Here is a 20,178-nt window from a genome sequence, read left to right on the forward strand (position 1 = left end):
GTATCTGGAGTAGCCTCATGGGAAAAGTCACCGGTTTCATGGAATACGAGCGCATCGAGGAAGGCTACAAGCCTGTGCCCGAGCGGCTGAAAAACTACAAGGAGTTTGTGATCGGGCTCGACGATGCGCAGGCCAACAAGCAGGCCGCGCGTTGCATGGACTGCGGCACGCCGTTTTGCAACAGCGGCTGCCCGGTCAACAACATCATTCCGGATTTCAACGACATGGTGTTTCGGGGCAACTGGAAAAGTGCGATTGAAACCCTTCACAGCACCAATAACTTTCCGGAATTCACGGGCCGGATTTGCCCCGCACCTTGTGAGGCGGCCTGCACGCTTAACGTGAACGACGGTGCGGTGGGCATCAAGTCCATCGAACACGCCATCATTGATCGCGCCTGGGCCGAGGGCTGGGTCCAGCCCGAGCCGCCCGCGCACCGGACCGGAAAAAAAGTGGCCGTGGTGGGGTCGGGGCCGGCGGGCATGGCTGCGGCCCAGCAGCTGGCGCGGGCCGGTCACGATGTGACGGTGTTCGAGAAAAATGACCGCATTGGCGGCCTGCTGCGTTACGGCATTCCCGACTTCAAGATGGAAAAAACCCATATCGACCGCCGTGTCGAGCAGATGCAGGCCGAAGGGGTGACCTTTCGTGCCGGCATCATGGTTGGGCGTGCGAAGGACGGGTTGGGCAAGGACTCGAAAGTCATCAACTGGGCCAAGGAAACCATCACGCCCGAGCAACTGCAAAAGGACTTCGACGCGATCGTGCTGACTGGCGGTGCCGAGCAGTCGCGTGACCTGCCCGTGCCCGGCCGTGAACTCGCAGGCATCCATTTCGCGATGGAGTTTTTGCCACAGCAAAACAAGGTCAACGCCGGCGACAAGGTCAAGGACCAGTTGCGCGCCGATGGTAAACACGTGATCGTGATCGGTGGCGGTGACACCGGTTCGGACTGTGTCGGTACCAGCAATCGTCATGGCGCGGCCAGCGTCACGCAGTTCGAACTGCTGCCGCAGCCCCCTGTCGAGGAAAACCGTCCCATGACCTGGCCTTACTGGCCCATCAAGCTGCGTACCAGTTCCAGCCATGAGGAGGGCTGCGAACGCGAATTCGCCATTTCCACCAAGGAATTCATCGGCGACAAGGGCAAGGTCACTGGTCTGAAAACGGTGCGCGTGGAGTGGAAAGACGGAAAGATGCAGGAAGTACCCGGCTCCGAGCAGTTGCTGAAGGCCGATCTGGTGCTTCTGGCCATGGGTTTTGTGGCGCCGGTTGCGCCGGTGCTGGAGGCCTTTGGGGTCGAGAAAGACACACGCGGTAACGCCAGGGCGACCACCGACTTCACGGGCGGTTATGCCACCAATGTCCCCAAGGTCTTTGCGGCGGGGGACATGCGTCGTGGTCAGAGTCTGGTGGTCTGGGCGATTCGCGAGGGTCGCCAGGCGGCCCGCTCGGTCGACGAGTTCCTGATGGGCTTCAGCGACTTGCCGCGCTGAAAGCCATAGCCACTCCCGAATGGCCGAGGGGTGTGACATCAAGGCCGGGATTTGCTGGCAGCGCCGCAGTTGAGCCTGTTGCAGGTGGTCCTGGCTCTGGTTGAAGACTGCGTCCCAACCGCACCACAGCTGCGAAACCGGTGTGATGGCAGAAAAGTGTAACGACGGTGCGCCTTGCCGCGACCTGTCGCGCGAAACGGCAGGCGTTCCGCCATCTTTTTGGCGGGGGCAGGAAAGTCGGGCGGCCGGCCTGAATGGGGCACCGTCCCGGGCTATTCCTGTGAAAAATGAACGAATCCGATCGCCCACGTGGGGCAGAGTAATCCCTTATGATCAATAAGCCGGCTAACCGGCTTTTGTCTTTTTATGGCCCCCTCTTCCAATCCATCGCTTGTTGAACTGCGTCACCTTACCTTTGGTTACGGTGAGCGGGTCATCCTGGACGACATTTCCCTGTCGGTGCCGCGCGGCAAAGTGACGGCATTGATGGGGGCTTCCGGCGGCGGAAAAACGACTATTTTGCGTCTCATTGGCGGCCAGATCCGTGCCCAATCCGGCGAATTGCTGTTCGATGACCAGGATGTCACCCGGATGGATCAGGAGCAGATCTATGCGGCGCGGCGTCGCATGGGCATGCTTTTCCAGTTCGGGGCCTTGTTCGCCGACCTGAGCGTTTATGAAAATGTGGCCTTTCCGCTGCACGAACACACCGATCTGCCCGAAGCCCTGATTCGCGACATTGTGCTCATGAAGCTCAACGCGGTCGGCCTGCGCGGCGCGCGCGATCTCATGCCCAGCGAGGTGTCCGGCGGCATGGCGCGGCGCATCGCGCTGGCCCGCGCCATCGCGCTGGACCCGGAGCTGGTGATGTACGACGAACCTTTTTCCGGCCTGGACCCGATTTCACTGGGAACTGCGGCGCGGCTGATCCGGCACCTGAACGATGCCATGGGGCTGACCAGCATTTTTGTCTCCCACGAACTCGAGCAGACGTTTGCCGTGGCCGACCATGTGATTATCCTGGCCAACGGGAAAATTGCGACCGAGGGGACGCCCGAGCAAGTCCGGCAAAGCACCGATCCGCTGGTCTATCAGTATGTCCATGCCCTGCCGGACGGCCCGGTTCAGTTCCACTATCCCGGCCTGTCGGTGGAGGAAGATTTTGGCCCCGGCCCCAAGGCCGTCGCCCGGCAGCCAGGAGCCGCCGCATGAGCTGGTACAAACCTTCGGATGTCGGCTGTGCCACCCGCAGCAAACTCGCCGATCTGGGTCTGGGCGCGCGCCTTTTCTTTCGGCTTCTCCTTTCCCTGCCTTCGACGTTCCGGCGTTTTGGCCTGGTGCGCGACCAGATCCACTTCCTGGGCAACTATTCGCTGGTCATCATTGCGGTGTCCGGCCTGTTTGTCGGTTTTGTGTTCGGCCTGCAGGGGTATTACACGCTGCAGCGTTTTGGCTCGTCGGATGCGCTGGGCTTGCTTGTGACGCTGACCCTGGTGCGTGAACTCGGGCCGGTGGTGACGGCCTTGCTGTTTGCGGGGCGGGCCGGCACCTCGCTGACCGCCGAAATCGGCCTCATGAAGGCGGGCGAGCAGATCAGCGTCATGGAGATGATGGCCGTCGATCCGGTGCAACGCATCCTGGCGCCCCGCTTCTGGGCGGGCGTGATTGTCATGCCCCTGCTGGCTGCCGTGTTCAGCGCGATGGGCGTGATTGGCGGATGGGCCGTTGGCGTGGTCATGATTGGGGTCGATGCAGGGTCTTTCTGGAGCCAGATCCAAGGGGGGGTCGATGTCTGGAAAGATGTGGGCAACGGTGTGATCAAGAGTGTTGTTTTCGGCTTTGCCGTCACGTTTATTGCCCTGTTGCAGGGGTTCGAGGCGCAACCTACGCCGGAAGGCGTGGCCAGCGCCACGACGCGCACGGTGGTGGTGGCGTCCCTGACGGTCCTGGGTCTGGATTTCATCCTGACCGCGATGATGTTTACCTGAGGAGGGTGTTGTGCAACGCTCAAAAATTGATGTGTGGGTTGGTATTTTTGTCATGATCGGCGCTGCGGCCATCCTGTTTCTGGCGCTGCAGGCCGCCAATTTGCTGAACCTGAGTTTCCAGTCCACCTACCGGATCACGGCCAAGTTTGACAACGTCGGCGGCCTCAAGCCCAAGGGCGCGGTGCGCAGCGGCGGGGTCGTGGTCGGCCGCGTCGAGTCGCTGGTGTTCGATGACAAGGCCTTCCAGGCCAGCGTGACGCTGGCCCTGGAAAGCCGTTACGCCTTCCCCAAGGACAGTTCGCTGAAGATCCTGACCAGCGGTTTGCTGGGTGAACAGTACATCGGCATCGAGGCCGGGGCCAGCGAGAAGAATCTGGTGGCTGGCGACACCATTTCCAGTACGCAATCAGCGGTTGTGCTGGAAAATCTCATCAGCCAGTTTTTGTACAGCAAGGCGGCGGACAGCAGTTCTGGCCCGGTGACTACACCGCCTACAGGGAGTAAAGAAAAAAAATGAAGCCACGAATCACCATGAACCGAACCGGCCTGTGGGCAGGGCTGCTGGCGCTGGCGCTGCTGCAGGGCTGCGCCGTCGGCCCCAACCCGCGCGACCCGTTCGAACCGTTCAACCGCAGCGTGACCCGTTTCAACGACGGCCTCGACGAAGCCATCGTCAAGCCGGTGGCGCAGGCTTACCAGAATACGGTGCCCTCGCCGGTGCGTACCGGTGTCAACAACTTCTTCGGCAACCTGTCGGACGCCTGGTCGTTCGTCAACAACGTGCTCCAAGCCAAGCCGCAAGCGGCCGTCGACAGCTTCATGCGTGTCAGCGTCAACACGCTGATTGGCCTGGGCGGCGTGCTCGATTGGGCCACGCCCATGGGCATAGAGCGTCACAGCGAGGATTTTGGCAAGACGCTGGGGCGCTGGGGCATGGCGGCCGGCCCTTACCTGGTGTTGCCGGTGCTAGGCCCCTCGACGGTGCGTGATGCGGCCGCCCGTGTGGTCGACGCCCAAGGCGACTTGGTGATGCAGATCAACAATGTGCCTGTCCGTAATTCGCTGTATGTGCTGCGCGCGGTAGACCTTCGCGCCGGCTTGCTGCGCGCCGGGGAGGTGCTGGATCAGGCGGCCCTGGACAAATACAGTTTCACGCGCGACGCCTACCTGCAGCGCCGCGGCGTGGTGATAGACACAGACAGCAATGGCGACACCGAGGAGCGTTATGACCTGCCCGAGGAGCCTTCGCCGGCACCGGCCAAGTAAAGAACACTTACATGCGATGTCATAACTTCACTGAATCGCATGAACCAAAGCCGGAAAAACGCTGTCAAATCAACTACTTGCCTGCCAATTGAGCCAAAGGGGCATCCGTCCGGCCGGCCAGGCCTGTGTTCCGAACCGAAAGAAAACCATGAACCGTCGAATTTTTAGCCATGTCCTCGGTGCCTGCCTCGCAGGCGTCCTGCTGGTCGCGGGCCCTGTTGCCGGTGCGGCCGACGAAGCCCCGGACGCGCTGATCAAACGCACATCCACCGAAGTGCTGGACATCATCAAGGCCGACAAGGCCATCCAGTCCGGCGACACCGGGAAGGTCATCGCCCTGGTCGATGGCAAGGTCATGCCCCATGTGAATTTCACGCGCATGACGGCGGCGACCGTGGGCCGGAACTGGCGCCAAGCCACCCCTGAGCAGCAAAAGCGCCTGCAGGATGAGTTCAAGATTCTGTTGGTGCGCACCTATTCCGGGGCGCTGGCCCAGGTCAAGGACCAGACGGTCAGCGTCAAGCCCCTGCGCGCCGCGCCAACGGACAACGAAGTGATCGTACGGACCGAGGTGTTGGGCCGCAGCGAACCGATCCAGCTGGATTACCGCATGGAAAAAACGCCCAGCGGCTGGAAAATCTACGACCTGAACGTCCTTGGCATCTGGATGGTGGAAACCTACCGGACCCAGTTTGCGCAGGAAATCTCGACCAAGGGCGTGGATGGACTGATTGCTGCACTGGCCCAGCGCAACAAGTCGAACGCAGCCGAGAAAACGAACGCGGGCGAGAAAAAGTCCTGAACGAAAATGCTGCCGTGCTGACGCTTCCTCCTGTCCTGACCCACGCCGTGGCGGCTGGTTTTGCCCGCGGCCTGAAACCCGAGCTGTTTGCCGGGCCTGCGGAAGTGGTAGCCGATGCCCGTGCGCTTCAGCAGTTTGACTCCTCTGCGCTGGCGGTTCTGCTGGAGTGCCGACGCCATGCGCTGGCAGCCGGCAAGCGCTTCTCTGTGTGCGGTGCTCCCGCGCGTCTGCTGGAACTGGCCGAGCTGTACGGCGTCGCGGAGCTGATTCCACCAGCAGCAGCTGCCACGGCCTGAACCTGAAGGCGGGTGGGTTTTTGGGAGGGCGGGGCCTGCCTGGGTGCACGGCTGGGGGCATTTGCGCTGCCGGCCGAAAGAAACAGGCGTCAGCCCTTAAAATAGCCCGCTCATGCCCGCCATCTCATTCCAGTCCGTCTCCAAAATCTACCCATCGACACGCAGCCAGACTGGTCCCGGCGTCCGGGCGCTGGACAATGTGAGCTTTGACATCCAGCAGGGCGAGTTTTTCGGCCTGCTGGGTCCCAACGGGGCCGGCAAAACCTCGCTGATCAGCATCCTGGCCGGCCTCTCGCGGGCCAGCAGCGGCCGCGTGCTGGTGCATGGCAGCGATGTGGTGACCGACTACGCCGCGGCCCGCCGCAAGCTCGGCATCGTGCCGCAGGAACTGGTGTTTGACCCCTTTTTCACGGTGCGTGAGGCGCTGCGCATTCAATCCGGCTATTTCGGCGTCAAGAACAACGACGACTGGATCGACGAGTTGCTGCTCAGTCTTGGCTTGGCCGACAAGGCCGATGCGAATATGCGGCAGCTGTCGGGCGGCATGAAGCGCCGCGTGCTGGTGGCGCAGGCGCTGGTGCACAAACCCCAGGTCATCGTGCTGGATGAACCCACCGCCGGTGTCGATGTGGAGTTGCGCCAGACCTTGTGGCAATTTGTCGCCAAACTCAACAAGCAGGGCAGCACCGTGCTGCTGACGACGCATTACCTCGAAGAGGCCGAGGCGCTGTGCAGCCGGATTGCCATGCTCAAGCAGGGCCGCATGGTGGCGCTGGCCCAGACCTCCGAGTTGCTCAAGTCCGCGTCATCGAACGTGCTGCGTTTTAAAATTGACAGCGAGCTGCCCAAGGCGCTGGCCGACAAGGCCCGTATCACCGGCCGCATCGTGCAGCTGCCGGCTCACAACGCGCATGAAATCGAGCAGTACCTGAGCGCCATCCGCGAGGCCGGCCTGGTGGCCGAAGACGTCGAAATCCGCAAGGCCGACCTGGAAGACGTATTCCTGGAAGTCATGGCGGAGAAAATCGGAGTGGCGGCATGACCGGCTGGCAAACCCTGTTCTACAAGGAAGTGCTGCGCTTCTGGAAAGTCGGCTTCCAGACCGTCGGCGCGCCCATTCTCACGGCGGTCATGTACATGCTGATCTTCGGCCATGTGCTGGAGGACAAGGTGCTGGTTTACGGCACGGTCGGCTACACGGCCTTTCTGGTGCCAGGCCTGGTCATGATGAGTGTGTTGCAGAATGCCTTTGCCAACAGCTCGTCCTCGCTGATCCAGAGCAAGATCATGGGCAGCCTGGTGTTTGTGCTGCTCAGCCCGCTGTCGCATTGGCACTGGTTTTTTGCCTACGTCGGTTCGTCGGTCGTGCGCGGCCTGGTGGTTGGTCTGGGGGTGTTTGTGGTCACCGTGTATTTCGGCCAGCCCAGCTTTGTGGCGCCTTTGTGGATCATCGTGTTCGCGGTCCTCGGTGCGGCGCTGCTCGGCTCCCTGGGGTTGATCGCCGGCCTGTGGGCTGAAAAATTCGACCAGATGGCGGCGTTCCAGAATTTTGTGATCATGCCCATGACTTTCCTGAGTGGCGTTTTCTACTCCATCCACTCGCTGCCGCCGTTCTGGCAGACCGTCAGCCACCTGAACCCGTTTTTCTACATGATTGACGGTTTTCGTTACGGCTTTTTCGGCGTCAGCGACGTGTCCCCGTGGCTGAGTCTGGCCATCGTGGGCAGCGCGCTGCTGGTGGTCAGCGGCATCGCGGTGAATTTGCTTCGCATTGGCTACAAAATAAGACACTGACCGGATCCACAGCACAACATGACCAGCGAAGAACTCCAAACCATCATTGCCGCGGGTTTGCCCTGCGAACACATTGCCCTGACCGGCGACGGCCGGCATTGGTATGCCACCATCGTGTCTGCCGCTTTTGAAGGCCAGCGCCTGATCCAGCGTCACCAGCGGGTCTATGCCACGCTGGGCGGGCGCATGCAGACGGACGAGGTGCATGCCCTGTCCATGAAAACCTACACACCGGCCGAGTGGGCCGCCAGCGGCGCGGAAGAATAAACAGACCTATGGACAAACTACTCATCAGGGGCGGCCGGCCGCTCGCCGGCACCGTCGAAATCTCTGGCGCCAAAAACGCCGCACTGCCGGAACTGTGCGCAGCCTTGCTGACGGCAGACACGGTGACGCTTGAAAATGTGCCGCGCCTGCAGGACGTGGCCACCATGCTCAAGCTGATCCGCAACATGGGGGTGACGGCCGAGCGCAGCGACAGCACGCCCGGCAGCGTGGTCATCAACGCGGGCGCCCTGAGTTCGCCTGAAGCACCATACGAGCTGGTCAAGACCATGCGCGCTTCGGTGCTCGCGCTGGGTCCGCTGCTCGCGCGCTTCGGCGAGGCGACCGTCTCGCTGCCCGGTGGCTGTGCCATCGGCTCGCGGCCGGTGGACCAGCACATCAAGGGCATGCAGGCGATGGGCGCCGACATCGTGGTGGAACACGGCTACATGATCGCCAAACTGCCGGCCGGGCCCCAAGGACAACGTGGCCGCCTCAAGGGTTGCAGCATCCTGACCGACATGGTCACCGTCACCGGCACCGAGAATTTCATGATGGCGGCCAGCCTGGCCGAGGGCGAAACCATTCTCGAAAACGCGGCGCAGGAGCCCGAAATCGGCGACCTGGCTGAAATGCTGATCAAGATGGGCGCGAAGATCGAAGGCCATGGCAGCAGCCGCATCCGCATCCAGGGTGTGGAGCGCCTGCACGGCTGCACCCACCAGGTGGTGGCCGACCGCATCGAGACCGGCACCTTTTTGTGCGCCGTGGCGGCCGCCGGCGGCGATGTGGTGCTGCGCCACGGCCGCGCCGAGCACCTCGAAGCCGTGATCGACAAGTTGCGCGACGCCGGTGCGGTGATCACAGCGGGTGACGGCTTCATCCGGGTCCAGGCCTCGGGGCGTATGCAGGCGCAGTCCTTCCGCACCACCGAGTACCCGGGTTTTCCAACGGACATGCAAGCCCAGTTCATGGCGCTCAACGCGATTGCCGAAGGTCCGAGCAAGGTCACGGAAACGATTTTTGAAAACCGTTTCATGCACGTCAACGAAATGGTGCGCCTGGGCGCGAAGATCGAGATCGACGGCAAGTTCGCGGTCATCGAAGGGGTGGAAAAACTCTCTGGTGCCACCGTGATGGCCACCGACCTGCGCGCCTCCGCCAGCCTGGTGATCGCCGGCCTGGTGGCCGAGGGCGAGACGCTGATTGACCGCATCTACCACCTGGACCGCGGCTACGACCAGATGGAAGCCAAGCTGCGTGGCATTGGCGCCGATATTGAACGGCTCAAGTCATGATCACGCTGGCACTTTCCAAAGGCCGCATCTTCGACGAGACCCTGCCGCTGCTCAAGGCCGCCGGCATCGAGGTGCTGGAAGACCCGGAAAAATCGCGCAAGCTGATCATAGGCACCAACCGGCCCGACGTGCGTGTGGTGCTGGTGCGCGCCACCGACGTGCCGACCTATGTGCAGTACGGCGGCGCCGACATCGGTGTGACCGGCAAGGACACGCTGATCGAACACGGCGGCCAGGGCCTGTACCAGCCGCTGGACCTGCAGATTGCCAAATGCCGCATGAGTGTGGCGGTGCGTGCCGGTTTCGACTATGAAGCGGCGGTGAAGCAGGGCTCGCGCCTGAAAGTGGCGACCAAGTTCGTCAGCATCGCGCGCGATTTTTTCGCCACCAAGGGCGTGCACGTGGACCTGATCAAGCTCTACGGCAGCATGGAGCTGGCGCCGCTGACGGGCCTGGCCGACGCGATTGTTGACTTGGTCAGCAGTGGCAACACGCTCAAGGCCAACCACCTGGTCGAGGTCGAGCGCATCATGGACATCAGCTCGCACCTGGTGGTCAACCAGGTGGCGCTCAAGCTCAAGCAGGCACCGATACGCGCCATCATCGATGCCTTTTCGTCGGCCATAACCCGGCCTGTCGCCTGAAAATGCTATGAATTTAATAGCTACTCCCGCCCGTCTTTCAACGGCTGACGCTGCTTTTGAGGCCCTGTTCACGGCGCGCCTGCACTGGTCGGCCGACACCGACGCGGCGATCGAGCAGCGTGTGGCCGACATCCTGGCCGATGTGCAGCAGCGCGGCGACGCGGCCGTGCTCGAATACACCGCGCGTTTCGACGGGCTCAGCGCAGCCAGCATGCAGGCGCTGGAACTGACGCAGGCCGAACTCAAGGTCGCTTTCGACACGATTCCCGCGGCGCAGCGCGAAGCGCTGCAAGCCGCGGCGCGGCGCGTGCGCAGCTACCACGAGGCGCAGAAAAAGGCCAATGGCGAGAGCTGGAGCTACCGCGACGAAGACGGCAGCCTGCTCGGCCAGAAGGTCACGCCGCTGGACCGCGTCGGCATTTACGTGCCGGGCGGCAAGGCGGCCTATCCGTCTTCGGTGCTGATGAACGCCATTCCCGCCCATGTGGCCGGTGTCGGTGAAATCATCATGGTGGTGCCCACGCCCAAAGGCGAAAAAAATGCGCTGGTGCTGGCTGCCGCCTATGTGGCCGGCGTCACACGCGCCTTCACCATCGGCGGCGCGCAGGCGGTGGCGGCGCTGGCCTACGGCACGCAGACCGTGCCCAAGGTCGACAAGATCACCGGCCCCGGCAACGCCTACGTGGCCAGCGCCAAGAAACGCGTGTTTGGCACGGTGGGCATCGACATGATTGCCGGCCCCAGCGAAATCCTGGTGCTGGCCGACGGCAGCACGCCGGCCGACTGGGTGGCGATGGACCTGTTCAGCCAGGCCGAGCATGACGAACTCGCGCAAAGCATCCTGCTGTGCCCGGATGCGGCCTATATCGATGCCGTTCAGGAGGCCATTGATCGCCTGCTGCCCACCATGCCGCGTGCGGAGATCATCGCCAAGTCCCTCACCGGCCGCGGCGCCCTGATCCACACGCGCAGCATGGAAGAAGCCTGCGCCATCAGCAACCGCATTGCGCCCGAACACCTGGAAGTCTCCAGCCGCGAGCCGCACAAGTGGGAACCCTTGCTCAAACACGCCGGCGCGATTTTCCTGGGCGCCTACACCAGCGAGTCCCTGGGTGACTACTGTGCCGGCCCGAATCACGTGTTGCCGACCAGCGGCACGGCGCGTTTTTCCAGCCCGCTGGGCGTTTACGATTTCCAGAAGCGCTCCAGCCTGATCGAGGTCAGCGAAGCCGGCGCGCAGACCCTGGGGAAAATTGCCGCCGAACTGGCTTATGGCGAAGGCCTGCAGGCGCACGCGCGTGCCGCCGAAATGAGGTTGAAAAAATGAGCGATGTCGCGCCCGCGCTGAAAAAACTGATCCGGCAGGACGTCCAGTCCATGCACGCCTACGCCATTCAGGACTCGGCGGGGCTGATCAAGCTCGACGCGATGGAAAATCCGCATCGCCTGCCGCCGGCCTTGCAGGCGCAGCTGGGCCAGCGCCTGGGCGCACTGGCCCTGAACCGCTACCCGGACGGCCGCGTGAACGACCTGCGCCAGGCGCTGGCCGGCTACGCGCAGATGCCCGAAGGTTTCGACCTCATGCTGGGCAACGGTTCCGACGAACTCATTTCACTGCTGGCCATGGCCTGCGATGTACCCGGCGCCTCGATTCTGGCGCCGCTGCCCGGTTTTGTGATGTACGCCATGAGTGCGCAACTGCAGGGCCTGAAGTTCATCGGTGTGCCTTTGACGGCTGACTTCGAGCTCGATGAAGCCGCCATGCTGGCCGCTATTGCGGAGCATCAGCCGTCCATCATCTACATCGCCTACCCGAACAACCCGACGGCCAACCTCTGGGATGACGCGGTGATCGAGAAGGTCATCGCCGCCGCCCCCGGCCTGGTGGTGATCGACGAGGCCTACCAGCCGTTTTCGAGCAAAAGCTACATCGACCGCATCGGCCGGCACAGCCACGTGCTGCTGATGTGCACGCTGAGCAAGTTCGGCCTGGCCGGCGTGCGGATTGGCTACATGATGGGCCCCAAGGCCCTGATTGCCGAGATCGACAAGGTGCGTCCGCCCTACAACATCAGCGTGCTGAACTACGAGTGCGCGCTGTTTGCGCTCGAACATGCCGACGTGTTTGCGGCGCAGGCCCAGGAGATACGGGTGCAGCGTGCTATTCTTTTCGAAGCGCTGCAGGCCCTGCCGGGGCTCAAGCCCTGGAAAAGCGATGCCAACATGATCCTGGTGCGGGTGCCCGATGCCCAGAAAACCTTCGAGGGCATGCGGTCGCGCGGGGTGCTGGTCAAAAACGTTTCTAAAATGCATGTATTGCTGGCCAACTGCCTGCGCCTGACCGTCGGCACCGCCGACGAGAATGCACAGATGCTGGCAGCCCTCAAAGAATCCCTATGACCACCCCCACCGCCATGGCGCCCCTTGCCCCGAGAACGGCCGAAGTTTCGCGCAACACTGCCGAAACCCAGATCACCGTCAAGCTCAACCTCGACGGTAGCGGCCAGTCCAGGCTGTCCACCGGCATCGGCTTTTTCGACCACATGCTGGACCAGATCGCCAGGCATGGCCTGATTGACCTGGACATCCAGGCCAAGGGCGACCTGCACATCGACGGCCACCACACGGTCGAAGACGTGGGCATCACCCTGGGGCAGGCCGTGGCCCAGGCCGTCGGCGACAAGAAGGGCCTGCGCCGCTACGGCCATGCCTATGTGCCGCTGGACGAGGCGCTGTCGCGCGTGGTCATCGACTTTTCAGGCCGGCCCGGGCTGGACATGCATGTGCCGTTCAAGAGCGGCATGATCGGCACCTTCGACAGCCAGCTGGCCTACGAGTTCTTCCAGGGCTTTGTGAACCACGCCTTTGTGACCCTGCACATCGACAACCTCAAGGGCGACAACGCGCACCACCAGGCCGAAACCGTCTTCAAGGCCTTTGCCCGTGCCCTGCGCATGGCGCTGGAGATTGACCCCCGGTCGGTGGGCGTGATTCCCTCCACCAAAGGCTCGCTGTAGGCTGATTCTTATATGTTTTTGCCCTCCAGCCTTTGCTGTTCTTGCGCAGACAGCTATAAAAACAGTAGCATATTCCCCTCCTGATGGCCAAATTCAAGAAAATCGCGGTGCTGGACTACGGCATGGGCAACCTGCGCTCGGTGTCGCAGGCGGTCCAGCATGTCACGGCCGACAGCGGTTTCGAGGTGGTCGTGACCTCCAGCGCGCAGGACGTGCTGGACGCCGACCGCATCGTGCTGCCTGGTCAGGGCGCGATTGCCGACTGCATGCATGAGCTGCAGGCCTCGGGCATGCTGGAGGCGGTACTGGTCGCAGCTGCCAGCAAGCCGCTGTTCGGCGTCTGTGTCGGCATGCAGATGCTGCTGGACCACAGCGCGGAAGGGCGAGGCGGCGAAGGCACGCGCGGCCTGGGCCTGATTCCGGGCGAAGTGCTCAAGTTTGAGCTGGCCGGCCGCCTGCAGCCCGACGGCAGCCGCTACAAGGTGCCGCAAATGGGCTGGAACCAGGTCTACCAGTCGCTGCCGGCGCATCCCTTGTGGGCGGGCATCCCCGATGGTTCCTGGTTTTATTTTGTGCACAGCTTTTACGCGCGCCCGTCGGATGCGCGCCACACCGCGGGCGAGGCCGACTACGGTGCGCGCTTCACGGCGGTGGTTGCGCGCGATAATATTTTCGCCACCCAGTTTCACCCCGAAAAGAGCGCCGACCAGGGGCTGGCCCTGTACCGCAACTTCCTGCACTGGAATCCCTGACTCACTACCCGGCATGCCTGCCCCCGTCCCCGCCCATCCCTGCCGCACCGCTTCCTCACGTCTCACTTTCATCCACCGTTGCCTCATTGCCCATGCTACTCATCCCCGCGATTGACTTGAAAGACGGCCATTGTGTGCGCCTCAAACAGGGCGATATGGACCAGTCCACCATCTTCAGTGACGACCCTGCCGCCATGGCGCGCAGCTGGGTTGACAAGGGCGCGCGCCGCCTGCACCTGGTGGACCTGAACGGGGCCTTTGCCGGCAAACCCAAAAACGAAGCGGCGATCCGCAAGATCCTGGCCGAAGTGGGCAGCGAAATCGACGTGCAGCTCGGCGGCGGCATCCGCGACCTCGACACCATCGAGCGTTACCTCGACTCCGGCCTGCGCTACGTGATCATCGGCACGGCCGCGGTGAAAAACCCCGGCTTCCTGCAGGACGCCTGCACGGCTTTTGGCGGCCACATCATCGTCGGCCTCGATGCCAAGGACGGCAAGGTCGCCACCGACGGCTGGAGCAAGATGACCGGCCATGAAGTGGTGGACCTCGGCAAGAAATTCCAGGACTACGGCGTCGAATCCATCATCTACACCGACATCGGCCGCGACGGCATGCTCACCGGCATCAACATCGAGGCCACCGTCAAGCTCGCCCAGGCGCTGACGATTCCCGTGATTGCCTCGGGTGGCCTGTCGAACATGGCCGACATCGAGGCGCTGTGTGCGGTGGAAGACGAAGGCGTCGAAGGCGTGATTTGCGGCCGCTCGATTTACAGCGGCGACCTGGACTTTGCGGCGGCGCAGACCAGAGCGGATGAGCTGAACGGCTGATCGACGGCCCTTACCCATCGGATCAGCATGCTCGCGAAAAGAATTATTCCCTGCCTCGACGTCACCGGCGGCCGCGTGGTCAAGGGGGTCAACTTTGTCGAGCTGCGCGACGCCGGTGATCCGGTGGAAATTGCCGCGCGTTACAACGAGCAGGGCGCCGACGAGCTGACCTTCCTGGACATCACGGCCACCAGCGACGGCCGCGACCTGATCCTGCACATCATCGAGGCGGTGGCCTCGCAGGTGTTTATTCCGCTGACGGTGGGCGGCGGCGTGCGCACGGTCGATGACGTGCGCCGGCTGCTCAACGCCGGGGCCGACAAGACCAGCTTCAACTCGGCCGCGCTGGCCAATCCGCAGGTGATCGAAGACGCCGCCGGCAAATACGGCGCGCAGTGCATCGTGGTGGCCATCGACGCCAAGCGCCGCTCCGACGACGAGGCGATCACACGCGGGCCGGGCTGGGACGTCTACAGCCACGGTGGCCGCAAGAACACCGGGCTGGACGCGGTGGCCTGGGCGACCGAGATGGCGCGACGCGGCGCCGGTGAGATCCTGCTGACCAGCATGGACCGCGATGGCACCAAGTCCGGCTTCGACCTGGCGCTGACCCGCGCGGTCAGCGACGCGGTCAGCGTGCCGGTGATCGCCTCCGGCGGCGTTGGCAACCTCGACCACCTGGCCGACGGCATCCAGCTCGGCGGCGCCGACGCGGTGCTGGCCGCCAGCATTTTCCATTACGGCGAATACACGGTGCAGCAGGCCAAGGCCCACATGGCGGCCCGCGGCATTCCGGTACGGCTGTAAGCCCCGTCGGACGCTCACTGCGTGTAGCGCCTTCCCCTGCGGGGGCAATATCTGCGGTCCGGCGGAGCCGGTCCCGCGATATCCCGGCCTGGGAAATCTCTGAAGCCTCTCCAAATCCATGACAATTGGCGCATGACTCAAAATTGGCTAGACGACATCCAATGGGACGAAAAGGGCCTGATCCCGGTCATCACGCAGGAGGCATCGAGCGGCGACGTGCTGATGTTCGCCTGGATGAACCGCGAGGCGCTGCAAAAGACCGCAGAACTCGGCCAGGCCGTGTATTTCAGCCGCTCGCGCGGGCGCCTGTGGCACAAGGGCGAGGAGTCCGGCCACCTGCAGACGGTGCACGAGATCCGGCTGGACTGCGACAACGACGTGATCTTGCTGAAGGTCACGCAGCTCGGCCATGAACCCGGCATTGCCTGCCATACCGGGCGCCACAGCTGCTTTTTCAGCGTCTACAAAGGCGGGCGATGGGTGGTGACCGAGCCGGTCCTCAAAGACCCGACAACCATTTACAAGTAAGCCATGACTTCCAACGACTCCCTGCAGCGCCTCGCGCAAATCATCGAAAGCCGCAAGCCGGCCCGCGGCGGCGACCCGCAAACCAGCTACGTGGCGCGTCTGTTGCACCAGGGGCCGGACGCCTTCCTGAAAAAAATCGGCGAAGAAGCCACGGAGACCGTCATGGCGGCGAAAGACCTCGACCGTGGCGGAGACCCCGCCAAACTGGTCGGCGAGGTCGCCGACCTGTGGTTTCACAGCCTGATCGCGCTGGCGCATTACGGCCTGTCGCCGGCCGACGTGATTGCCGAGCTGGAGCGCCGCGAAGGCACCAGCGGCATCGAGGAAAAAGCCCTGCGCAAGGTGCAGGCCCGCGCGGCGACTGAAAAATAAAACGAAGCAAGAAAGGGAATCCATGAGCGAGACCGACCTGGCCGAATTCGACACCAAAAACCCCAATGACCGCATCGTCATGCAGGTGCTTTACGGCCTGCACACGCTGGCCTGGTTCAGCGGCGGCGTTTTTGCGGTGATTGCGCTGATTGTCAATTACATCCGGCGTGGCGAAGAGTCCGACGCGCTGTACATCGACCACCACAACTACATGATCCAGACCTTCTGGTGGACGCTGATGTGGCTGGTCCTGCTGTCGCCGCTGTGGCTGCTGCTGGTCCTGCCGGGCGCCATTGCCTACGGCATCGTCTGGCTCTGGTACCTGTACCGCTGCGTGCGCGGCTGGATGCGTTTCAACAGCCACCGGCCCGCCCGCAACACCTCCTCATCCCTCTGACCCCTTTTCCCGCAAGAGCCTGCCATGAGCCCGTCCCGCACACACGCCCCCGACAACTGCATTTTCTGCAAGATTGCCGCCGGCCAGATCCCCAGCCGCAAGGTGTATGAAGACGACGAGATTTTCGTTTTCCACGACCACAACCCCTGGGCGCCGGTGCATTTCCTGATGATCCCGAAGGTGCACATTGCGTCGCTGGCGCAGGTCGGGCCTGAACACACGGCCCTGCTGGGCCGCATGATGGTGCTGGCCCCGCAGCTTGCGGCGGCGCAGGGCTGCAACCCCTACCCCGAGGGCGGCTTCCGCATGGTGAGCAACACCGGCGCGGAAGGCGGACAGGAAGTGCACCACCTGCACCTCCACGTGATGGGCGGCCCGCGGCCCTGGCTGAAAGGTTGACCCCCACGGTTGCTCGCTTCGCGTAGCGCCCTGCCCCCCGAGGGGGCCGCTGCGCCTGCGGCCCGGCAGAGCCGGTTCCGGGGCCCCTACTGGGTTAAAGAGTTCCACGTTCGCAGGGTAAATTCCCACTTGCAGCGGCCGGACCGGGCCCCAATTAAGGCAGGCGTGTTGCCAGGGTGGTCAATGCGGGTCATTCCCGTCCATCCCCCTGACAAGGCCTTTAGAATGGACACAATGTTGTGCAAGCTTGCAATTAAAGTTTAGGAGAGAACCATGGGCTCATTTTCCATTTGGCACTGGCTGATCGTGCTGTTGATCGTCGTGATGGTGTTCGGCACCAAAAAACTCAAGAACATGGGCAGCGACCTCGGTGGCGCCGTCAAGGGTTTCAAGGACGGCATGAAAGAGGGCGGTCAGAGCGCCGCCGATGCCAAGGACACCCCGCCCGGCCAGGTCAGCCATGCCCAGGCCACCGACAAAGCCACGATCGACGTGGAAGCCAAGCAGAAGTCTTGACGCGCAGTGTTTTCCTCTTGGCGGTCTACCGGGCTGAACGGAATTGATTGATCTCGGCATTTCAAAAATCGCGCTGATAGGCGCTGTGGCCCTGATCGTGATCGGCCCGGAAAAACTGCCGCGCCTGGCGCGCACAGTGGGCACCCTGCTGGGCAAGGCGCAGCGTTATGTGGCCGACGTCAAGCAGGAAGTCAACCGCTCGATGGAGCTCGACGAGCTCAAGAAAATGAAGGAAACGATGGAGGGCGCCGCCCGCGACGTCGAAAACTCCATCCAGACCAACGCCAGTGATTTCGAGAAATCATGGGCGGAAACCACCGGCACGGCCGCCAGCGACGAGCTGCCCGGCATGATCAGTTTCCCCGAGTACAAACACCCGAAAAAGAACTGGCGCCTCAAGCAGGGCGCCACGCCGCAGTGGTACAAGGCCCGCTCCGGCACGCGCACGCGCGCCCTGTCGGGCGCGGCGCGTGTGGCGCGTTACCGCCCCCGCTCCGGCGCTTCCTCCGGGCGCAATGCCTGATCCTTCCTGATCCTTCTTTCTCCGCGCACCTCCCGGCGCCACCCCATCAGCGCAAACACCCCTCATGAGCGACCCCAACACCGACAAGCCCGACGAACTCGCGGGCACCGAGCAGCCTTTTGTGCAGCACCTGATGGAGCTGCGCGACCGGATGATCAAGGTGGTCATCGCGATTGGCGTCTGCGCTGCCCTGCTGGCGCTGTACCCCGGCCCGGGCGCGCTGTACGACCTGCTCGCGGCGCCGCTGGTGGCAGCCCTGCCCAAGGGCGCCACGCTGATCGCCACCAACGTGATCTCGCCGTTTGTGGTGCCGATCAAGATCCTCTTCATGGCCGCCTTCATGATTGCGCTGCCGGTGGTGCTGTACCAGGTCTGGGCCTTTGTCGCGCCCGGCCTGTATTCGCACGAAAAAAAGCTGGTGATGCCGCTGGTCATCTCCAGCACCTTGCTGTTTTTTATCGGCGTGGCCTTTTCCTACTACTTTGTGTTCGGCCAGGTCTTCAGCTTCATCCAGAGCTTTGCGCCCAAGTCGATCACCGCCGCACCGGATATCGAGGAATACCTCAACTTCGTGCTCGGCATGTTCCTGGCGTTCGGCCTGGCGTTCGAGGTGCCGATCGCGGTGATCCTGCTGGTGCGCATGGGCGTGCTCACCGTGGCCCAGCTGCGCGAGTACCGCGGTTATTTCTGGGTGATCGCGGCGATTGCCACCGCGCTGGTCACGCCGCCCGACGCGGGCTCGATGATCATTTTGCTGCTGGTGGTCGGTAGTCTGTACGAGGTTGGCATTGTGGCCGCGCAGATGTTCGCCAAACACACCAAAAAACCCGACACCGACAGCGACACCGAAGCCGCCAAGCCCTAGGCAAAAAAGGCCTGCAGCCCTTGTCTACAGGGTGCAGGCAGCTCTTGAATTGATAGCGTTCGGGGCGATTAGCGCTGGATTTTCGGCCGCTGCCGGGTTCCCGGAACCACCGCGATTTCCGTTTTCTTGTCCTTGCGCAGGACCCCCAGCGGTGCCGCCACGCCAGGCTTGAGGCCCGCCACCGCGCTCAGCAGTTCGGTCACGGTGCGCACCGGCTTGCCTGCCACGGTGGTGATCACGTCGCCCGGCACGATGCCGGCCTGCGCGGCCGGACCGTTTTGCAGCACACCGGTGATGATCACGCCGCCTGCGCCCAGTGCCTCGGGCTTGATGCCAAAGGTCTCGGCCACCTCGGGGCTCAGGTCCTGCGGCTCCACGCCTATCCAGCCGCGCGTGACCTGCCCGTCCTTGACGATGCTTTCGAGCACCTGCTTGCCGGTGGACACCGGAATGGCAAAACCGATGCCCATGGAGCCGCCCGAACGGGAATAAATCGCAGTGTTGATGCCGAGCAGCCGGCCCTGGGTGTCGACCAGCGCGCCGCCGGAATTGCCCGGGTTGATGGCGGCGTCGGTCTGGATGAAGTTCTCGAAGGTGTTGATGCCCAGCTGGTTGCGGCCCAGGGCGCTGACAATGCCGCTGGTGACGGTCTGGCCGACGCCGAAGGGGTTGCCGATGGCCAGCACCGGGTCGCCGACCTGCAGGGTGTCCGAGCTGCCCAGCACGATGACCGGCAGCTTGTCGAGTTCGATTTTCAGGATCGCCAGGTCGGTTTCAGGGTCGGTGCCTATGATTTTCGCCTTGGCCTTGCGCGTGTCGTTGAGGATGACTTCGATGTCATCCGCGCCTTCGACCACATGGTTGTTGGTCAGGATGTAACCGCTGGGGCTGACGATCACGCCGCTGCCCAGCCCGACCTGCGGCTCGTTTTGCCCGCCCTGGTCGCCAAAAAAGAACTTGAACCAGGGGTCGTCCATGTTCGGGTTGCGTGCTGCCGCCTTGCTGGTGTTGATGCTGACCACCGCCGCCGAAGCCGACTTGGCCGCCGCGGCAAAGCTGCCGGCCGGTGCCGGGGCGCCCGGCAGGCCGGCCGGTGCCTCGATCACCGCCACCGCGCCCATGCCAGGCCGGTTCAGCCACTGGGGCTTGAGCGTGGCCACGACAAAGTAGGCGGCCAGAAAAACCGTCACGGTTTGGGAGAACAGAAGCCAGAATTTGCGCATGGTGGGTCCAGAAGGAAACGGCCGGGAAGACAGAAAAAAACAAAAAAAAGCGGCTGGGCAGAAAAGTTGGGGGCCGACAGGGAATTACCAAGAGTTGC

General features: G+C 63.1%; 26 protein-coding genes. 25 read left to right on the forward strand and 1 reads right to left on the reverse strand.

Annotated elements, in window-relative coordinates; genetic code table 11:
- Positions 1-17: 17 nt before the first annotated feature.
- The 25 genes from B7G53_RS09870 to tatC all read left to right on the forward strand — a co-directional run bounded on the left by B7G53_RS09870 (position 18) and on the right by tatC (position 18,857).
- A complete protein-coding gene (locus B7G53_RS09870) occupies positions 18-1,496 on the forward strand; it encodes a glutamate synthase subunit beta (protein WP_096667094.1) in 1,479 nt (492 codons plus the stop codon).
- 366 nt (positions 1,497-1,862) lie between these two features.
- Complete coding sequence (locus B7G53_RS09875) at positions 1,863-2,708, forward strand: ABC transporter ATP-binding protein (protein ID WP_096667096.1); 846 nt, start codon at positions 1,863-1,865, stop codon at positions 2,706-2,708.
- Positions 2,705-3,484, forward strand: a complete 780-nt coding sequence (gene mlaE, locus B7G53_RS09880; RefSeq protein WP_096667098.1) for a lipid asymmetry maintenance ABC transporter permease subunit MlaE — start codon at positions 2,705-2,707, stop codon at positions 3,482-3,484. Before B7G53_RS09875 ends, mlaE begins: the two co-directional genes overlap by 4 nt.
- A 10-nt stretch (positions 3,485-3,494) precedes the next feature.
- Positions 3,495-4,001 (forward strand): outer membrane lipid asymmetry maintenance protein MlaD, encoded by a 507-nt coding sequence (mlaD, locus tag B7G53_RS09885; protein WP_096667100.1) that lies wholly within the window; start codon positions 3,495-3,497, stop codon positions 3,999-4,001.
- The gene (locus B7G53_RS09890) at positions 3,998-4,750 is read left to right on the forward strand and encodes an MlaA family lipoprotein (RefSeq protein ID WP_096667102.1); all 753 of its coding nucleotides are present in this window, start codon (positions 3,998-4,000) and stop codon (positions 4,748-4,750) included. The genes mlaD and B7G53_RS09890 overlap by 4 nt, the downstream gene beginning before the upstream one ends.
- A gap of 148 nt (positions 4,751-4,898) precedes the next feature.
- Positions 4,899-5,552, forward strand: a complete 654-nt coding sequence (locus B7G53_RS09895) for an MlaC/ttg2D family ABC transporter substrate-binding protein (protein ID WP_096667103.1) — start codon at positions 4,899-4,901, stop codon at positions 5,550-5,552.
- Positions 5,549-5,848: an STAS domain-containing protein gene (locus B7G53_RS09900; protein WP_369680277.1), complete on the forward strand. Its 300-nt coding sequence runs from the start codon at positions 5,549-5,551 to the stop codon at positions 5,846-5,848. The genes B7G53_RS09895 and B7G53_RS09900 overlap by 4 nt, the downstream gene beginning before the upstream one ends.
- Positions 5,849-5,960: 112 nt before the next feature.
- A complete protein-coding gene (locus B7G53_RS09905) occupies positions 5,961-6,890 on the forward strand; it encodes an ABC transporter ATP-binding protein (RefSeq protein WP_096667107.1) in 930 nt (309 codons plus the stop codon).
- Positions 6,887-7,642, forward strand: a complete 756-nt coding sequence (locus B7G53_RS09910) for an ABC transporter permease (RefSeq protein ID WP_096667109.1) — start codon at positions 6,887-6,889, stop codon at positions 7,640-7,642. Before B7G53_RS09905 ends, B7G53_RS09910 begins: the two co-directional genes overlap by 4 nt.
- An 18-nt stretch (positions 7,643-7,660) precedes the next feature.
- Entirely contained in the window at positions 7,661-7,909 is a 249-nt protein-coding gene (locus tag B7G53_RS09915; RefSeq protein ID WP_096667111.1) for a BolA family protein, read from the forward strand.
- 8 nt (positions 7,910-7,917) lie between these two features.
- Complete coding sequence (murA, locus tag B7G53_RS09920; protein WP_096667113.1) at positions 7,918-9,204, forward strand: UDP-N-acetylglucosamine 1-carboxyvinyltransferase; 1,287 nt, start codon at positions 7,918-7,920, stop codon at positions 9,202-9,204.
- Entirely contained in the window at positions 9,201-9,848 is a 648-nt protein-coding gene (gene hisG / locus B7G53_RS09925) for an ATP phosphoribosyltransferase (protein WP_096667115.1), read from the forward strand. The genes murA and hisG overlap by 4 nt, the downstream gene beginning before the upstream one ends.
- A 7-nt stretch (positions 9,849-9,855) precedes the next feature.
- Positions 9,856-11,175: a histidinol dehydrogenase gene (hisD, locus tag B7G53_RS09930; RefSeq protein WP_096667117.1), complete on the forward strand. Its 1,320-nt coding sequence runs from the start codon at positions 9,856-9,858 to the stop codon at positions 11,173-11,175.
- Entirely contained in the window at positions 11,172-12,248 is a 1,077-nt protein-coding gene (gene hisC, locus B7G53_RS09935) for a histidinol-phosphate transaminase (RefSeq protein ID WP_096667120.1), read from the forward strand. The genes hisD and hisC overlap by 4 nt, the downstream gene beginning before the upstream one ends.
- Entirely contained in the window at positions 12,245-12,865 is a 621-nt protein-coding gene (hisB, locus tag B7G53_RS09940) for an imidazoleglycerol-phosphate dehydratase HisB (protein WP_096667122.1), read from the forward strand. The genes hisC and hisB overlap by 4 nt, the downstream gene beginning before the upstream one ends.
- An 83-nt stretch (positions 12,866-12,948) precedes the next feature.
- Positions 12,949-13,617: an imidazole glycerol phosphate synthase subunit HisH gene (gene hisH, locus B7G53_RS09945; protein WP_176491327.1), complete on the forward strand. Its 669-nt coding sequence runs from the start codon at positions 12,949-12,951 to the stop codon at positions 13,615-13,617.
- Between the two features lie 92 nt (positions 13,618-13,709).
- Positions 13,710-14,450 carry a 1-(5-phosphoribosyl)-5-[(5-phosphoribosylamino)methylideneamino]imidazole-4-carboxamide isomerase gene (hisA, locus tag B7G53_RS09950; protein WP_096667126.1) on the forward strand — a complete coding sequence of 247 codons (741 nt, stop codon included), beginning with the start codon at positions 13,710-13,712 and terminating at the stop codon, positions 14,448-14,450.
- 27 nt (positions 14,451-14,477) lie between these two features.
- Positions 14,478-15,257 carry an imidazole glycerol phosphate synthase subunit HisF gene (hisF, locus tag B7G53_RS09955; RefSeq protein WP_096667128.1) on the forward strand — a complete coding sequence of 260 codons (780 nt, stop codon included), beginning with the start codon at positions 14,478-14,480 and terminating at the stop codon, positions 15,255-15,257.
- Between the two features lie 132 nt (positions 15,258-15,389).
- Positions 15,390-15,785: a phosphoribosyl-AMP cyclohydrolase gene (gene hisI / locus B7G53_RS09960; RefSeq protein ID WP_096667130.1), complete on the forward strand. Its 396-nt coding sequence runs from the start codon at positions 15,390-15,392 to the stop codon at positions 15,783-15,785.
- Between the two features lie 3 nt (positions 15,786-15,788).
- Entirely contained in the window at positions 15,789-16,157 is a 369-nt protein-coding gene (locus B7G53_RS09965) for a phosphoribosyl-ATP diphosphatase (RefSeq protein WP_096667132.1), read from the forward strand.
- Positions 16,158-16,179: 22 nt separating this feature from the next.
- The gene (locus B7G53_RS09970; protein WP_096667134.1) at positions 16,180-16,554 is read left to right on the forward strand and encodes a DUF4870 family protein; all 375 of its coding nucleotides are present in this window, start codon (positions 16,180-16,182) and stop codon (positions 16,552-16,554) included.
- 24 nt (positions 16,555-16,578) lie between these two features.
- Entirely contained in the window at positions 16,579-16,953 is a 375-nt protein-coding gene (locus B7G53_RS09975; protein WP_096667136.1) for a histidine triad nucleotide-binding protein, read from the forward strand.
- Positions 16,954-17,226: 273 nt separating this feature from the next.
- Positions 17,227-17,469, forward strand: coding sequence for a Sec-independent protein translocase subunit TatA (gene tatA, locus B7G53_RS09980; RefSeq protein WP_096667138.1), 243 nt, complete (start codon positions 17,227-17,229; stop codon positions 17,467-17,469).
- 43 nt (positions 17,470-17,512) lie between these two features.
- Positions 17,513-17,992, forward strand: a complete 480-nt coding sequence (gene tatB, locus B7G53_RS09985) for a Sec-independent protein translocase protein TatB (RefSeq protein ID WP_096667140.1) — start codon at positions 17,513-17,515, stop codon at positions 17,990-17,992.
- Positions 17,993-18,056: 64 nt separating this feature from the next.
- A complete protein-coding gene (tatC, locus tag B7G53_RS09990) occupies positions 18,057-18,857 on the forward strand; it encodes a twin-arginine translocase subunit TatC (RefSeq protein ID WP_096667141.1) in 801 nt (266 codons plus the stop codon).
- Positions 18,858-18,925: 68 nt separating this feature from the next.
- Here tatC and B7G53_RS09995 read toward each other — a convergent pair whose 3' ends face one another.
- Positions 18,926-20,080: a S1C family serine protease gene (locus B7G53_RS09995; RefSeq protein ID WP_096667143.1), complete on the reverse strand. Its 1,155-nt coding sequence runs from the start codon at positions 20,078-20,080 to the stop codon at positions 18,926-18,928.
- Positions 20,081-20,178 lie beyond the last annotated feature (98 nt).

The organism is Polaromonas sp. AET17H-212 (genome assembly GCF_002379085.1).
Classification (GTDB): Bacteria; Pseudomonadota; Gammaproteobacteria; order Burkholderiales; family Burkholderiaceae_C; genus Polaromonas.

Bases quoted from the DNA above. Each gene is read 5' to 3' on its own strand.
- hisH (WP_176491327.1), top strand. From the start codon at position 12,949: ATGGCCAAATTCAAGAAAATCGCGGTGCTGGACTACGGCATGGGCAAC.
- B7G53_RS09965 (WP_096667132.1), top strand. From the start codon at position 15,789: ATGACTTCCAACGACTCCCTGCAGCGCCTCGCGCAAATCATCGAAAGC.
- murA (WP_096667113.1), top strand. From the start codon at position 7,918: ATGGACAAACTACTCATCAGGGGCGGCCGGCCGCTCGCCGGCACCGTC.
- hisF (WP_096667128.1), top strand. From the start codon at position 14,478: ATGCTCGCGAAAAGAATTATTCCCTGCCTCGACGTCACCGGCGGCCGC.
- B7G53_RS09890 (WP_096667102.1), top strand. From the start codon at position 3,998: ATGAAGCCACGAATCACCATGAACCGAACCGGCCTGTGGGCAGGGCTG.
- hisB (WP_096667122.1), top strand. From the start codon at position 12,245: ATGACCACCCCCACCGCCATGGCGCCCCTTGCCCCGAGAACGGCCGAA.
- B7G53_RS09870 (WP_096667094.1), top strand. From the start codon at position 18: ATGGGAAAAGTCACCGGTTTCATGGAATACGAGCGCATCGAGGAAGGC.
- B7G53_RS09995 (WP_096667143.1), bottom strand. From the start codon at position 20,080: ATGCGCAAATTCTGGCTTCTGTTCTCCCAAACCGTGACGGTTTTTCTG.
- mlaE (WP_096667098.1), top strand. From the start codon at position 2,705: ATGAGCTGGTACAAACCTTCGGATGTCGGCTGTGCCACCCGCAGCAAA.
- hisD (WP_096667117.1), top strand. From the start codon at position 9,856: ATGAATTTAATAGCTACTCCCGCCCGTCTTTCAACGGCTGACGCTGCT.
- tatC (WP_096667141.1), top strand. From the start codon at position 18,057: ATGAGCGACCCCAACACCGACAAGCCCGACGAACTCGCGGGCACCGAG.
- B7G53_RS09975 (WP_096667136.1), top strand. From the start codon at position 16,579: ATGAGCCCGTCCCGCACACACGCCCCCGACAACTGCATTTTCTGCAAG.
- hisA (WP_096667126.1), top strand. From the start codon at position 13,710: ATGCTACTCATCCCCGCGATTGACTTGAAAGACGGCCATTGTGTGCGC.
- hisI (WP_096667130.1), top strand. From the start codon at position 15,390: ATGACTCAAAATTGGCTAGACGACATCCAATGGGACGAAAAGGGCCTG.
- hisG (WP_096667115.1), top strand. From the start codon at position 9,201: ATGATCACGCTGGCACTTTCCAAAGGCCGCATCTTCGACGAGACCCTG.
- B7G53_RS09905 (WP_096667107.1), top strand. From the start codon at position 5,961: ATGCCCGCCATCTCATTCCAGTCCGTCTCCAAAATCTACCCATCGACA.
- B7G53_RS09915 (WP_096667111.1), top strand. From the start codon at position 7,661: ATGACCAGCGAAGAACTCCAAACCATCATTGCCGCGGGTTTGCCCTGC.
- hisC (WP_096667120.1), top strand. From the start codon at position 11,172: ATGAGCGATGTCGCGCCCGCGCTGAAAAAACTGATCCGGCAGGACGTC.
- B7G53_RS09910 (WP_096667109.1), top strand. From the start codon at position 6,887: ATGACCGGCTGGCAAACCCTGTTCTACAAGGAAGTGCTGCGCTTCTGG.
- B7G53_RS09875 (WP_096667096.1), top strand. From the start codon at position 1,863: ATGGCCCCCTCTTCCAATCCATCGCTTGTTGAACTGCGTCACCTTACC.
- B7G53_RS09970 (WP_096667134.1), top strand. From the start codon at position 16,180: ATGAGCGAGACCGACCTGGCCGAATTCGACACCAAAAACCCCAATGAC.
- tatA (WP_096667138.1), top strand. From the start codon at position 17,227: ATGGGCTCATTTTCCATTTGGCACTGGCTGATCGTGCTGTTGATCGTC.
- B7G53_RS09895 (WP_096667103.1), top strand. From the start codon at position 4,899: ATGAACCGTCGAATTTTTAGCCATGTCCTCGGTGCCTGCCTCGCAGGC.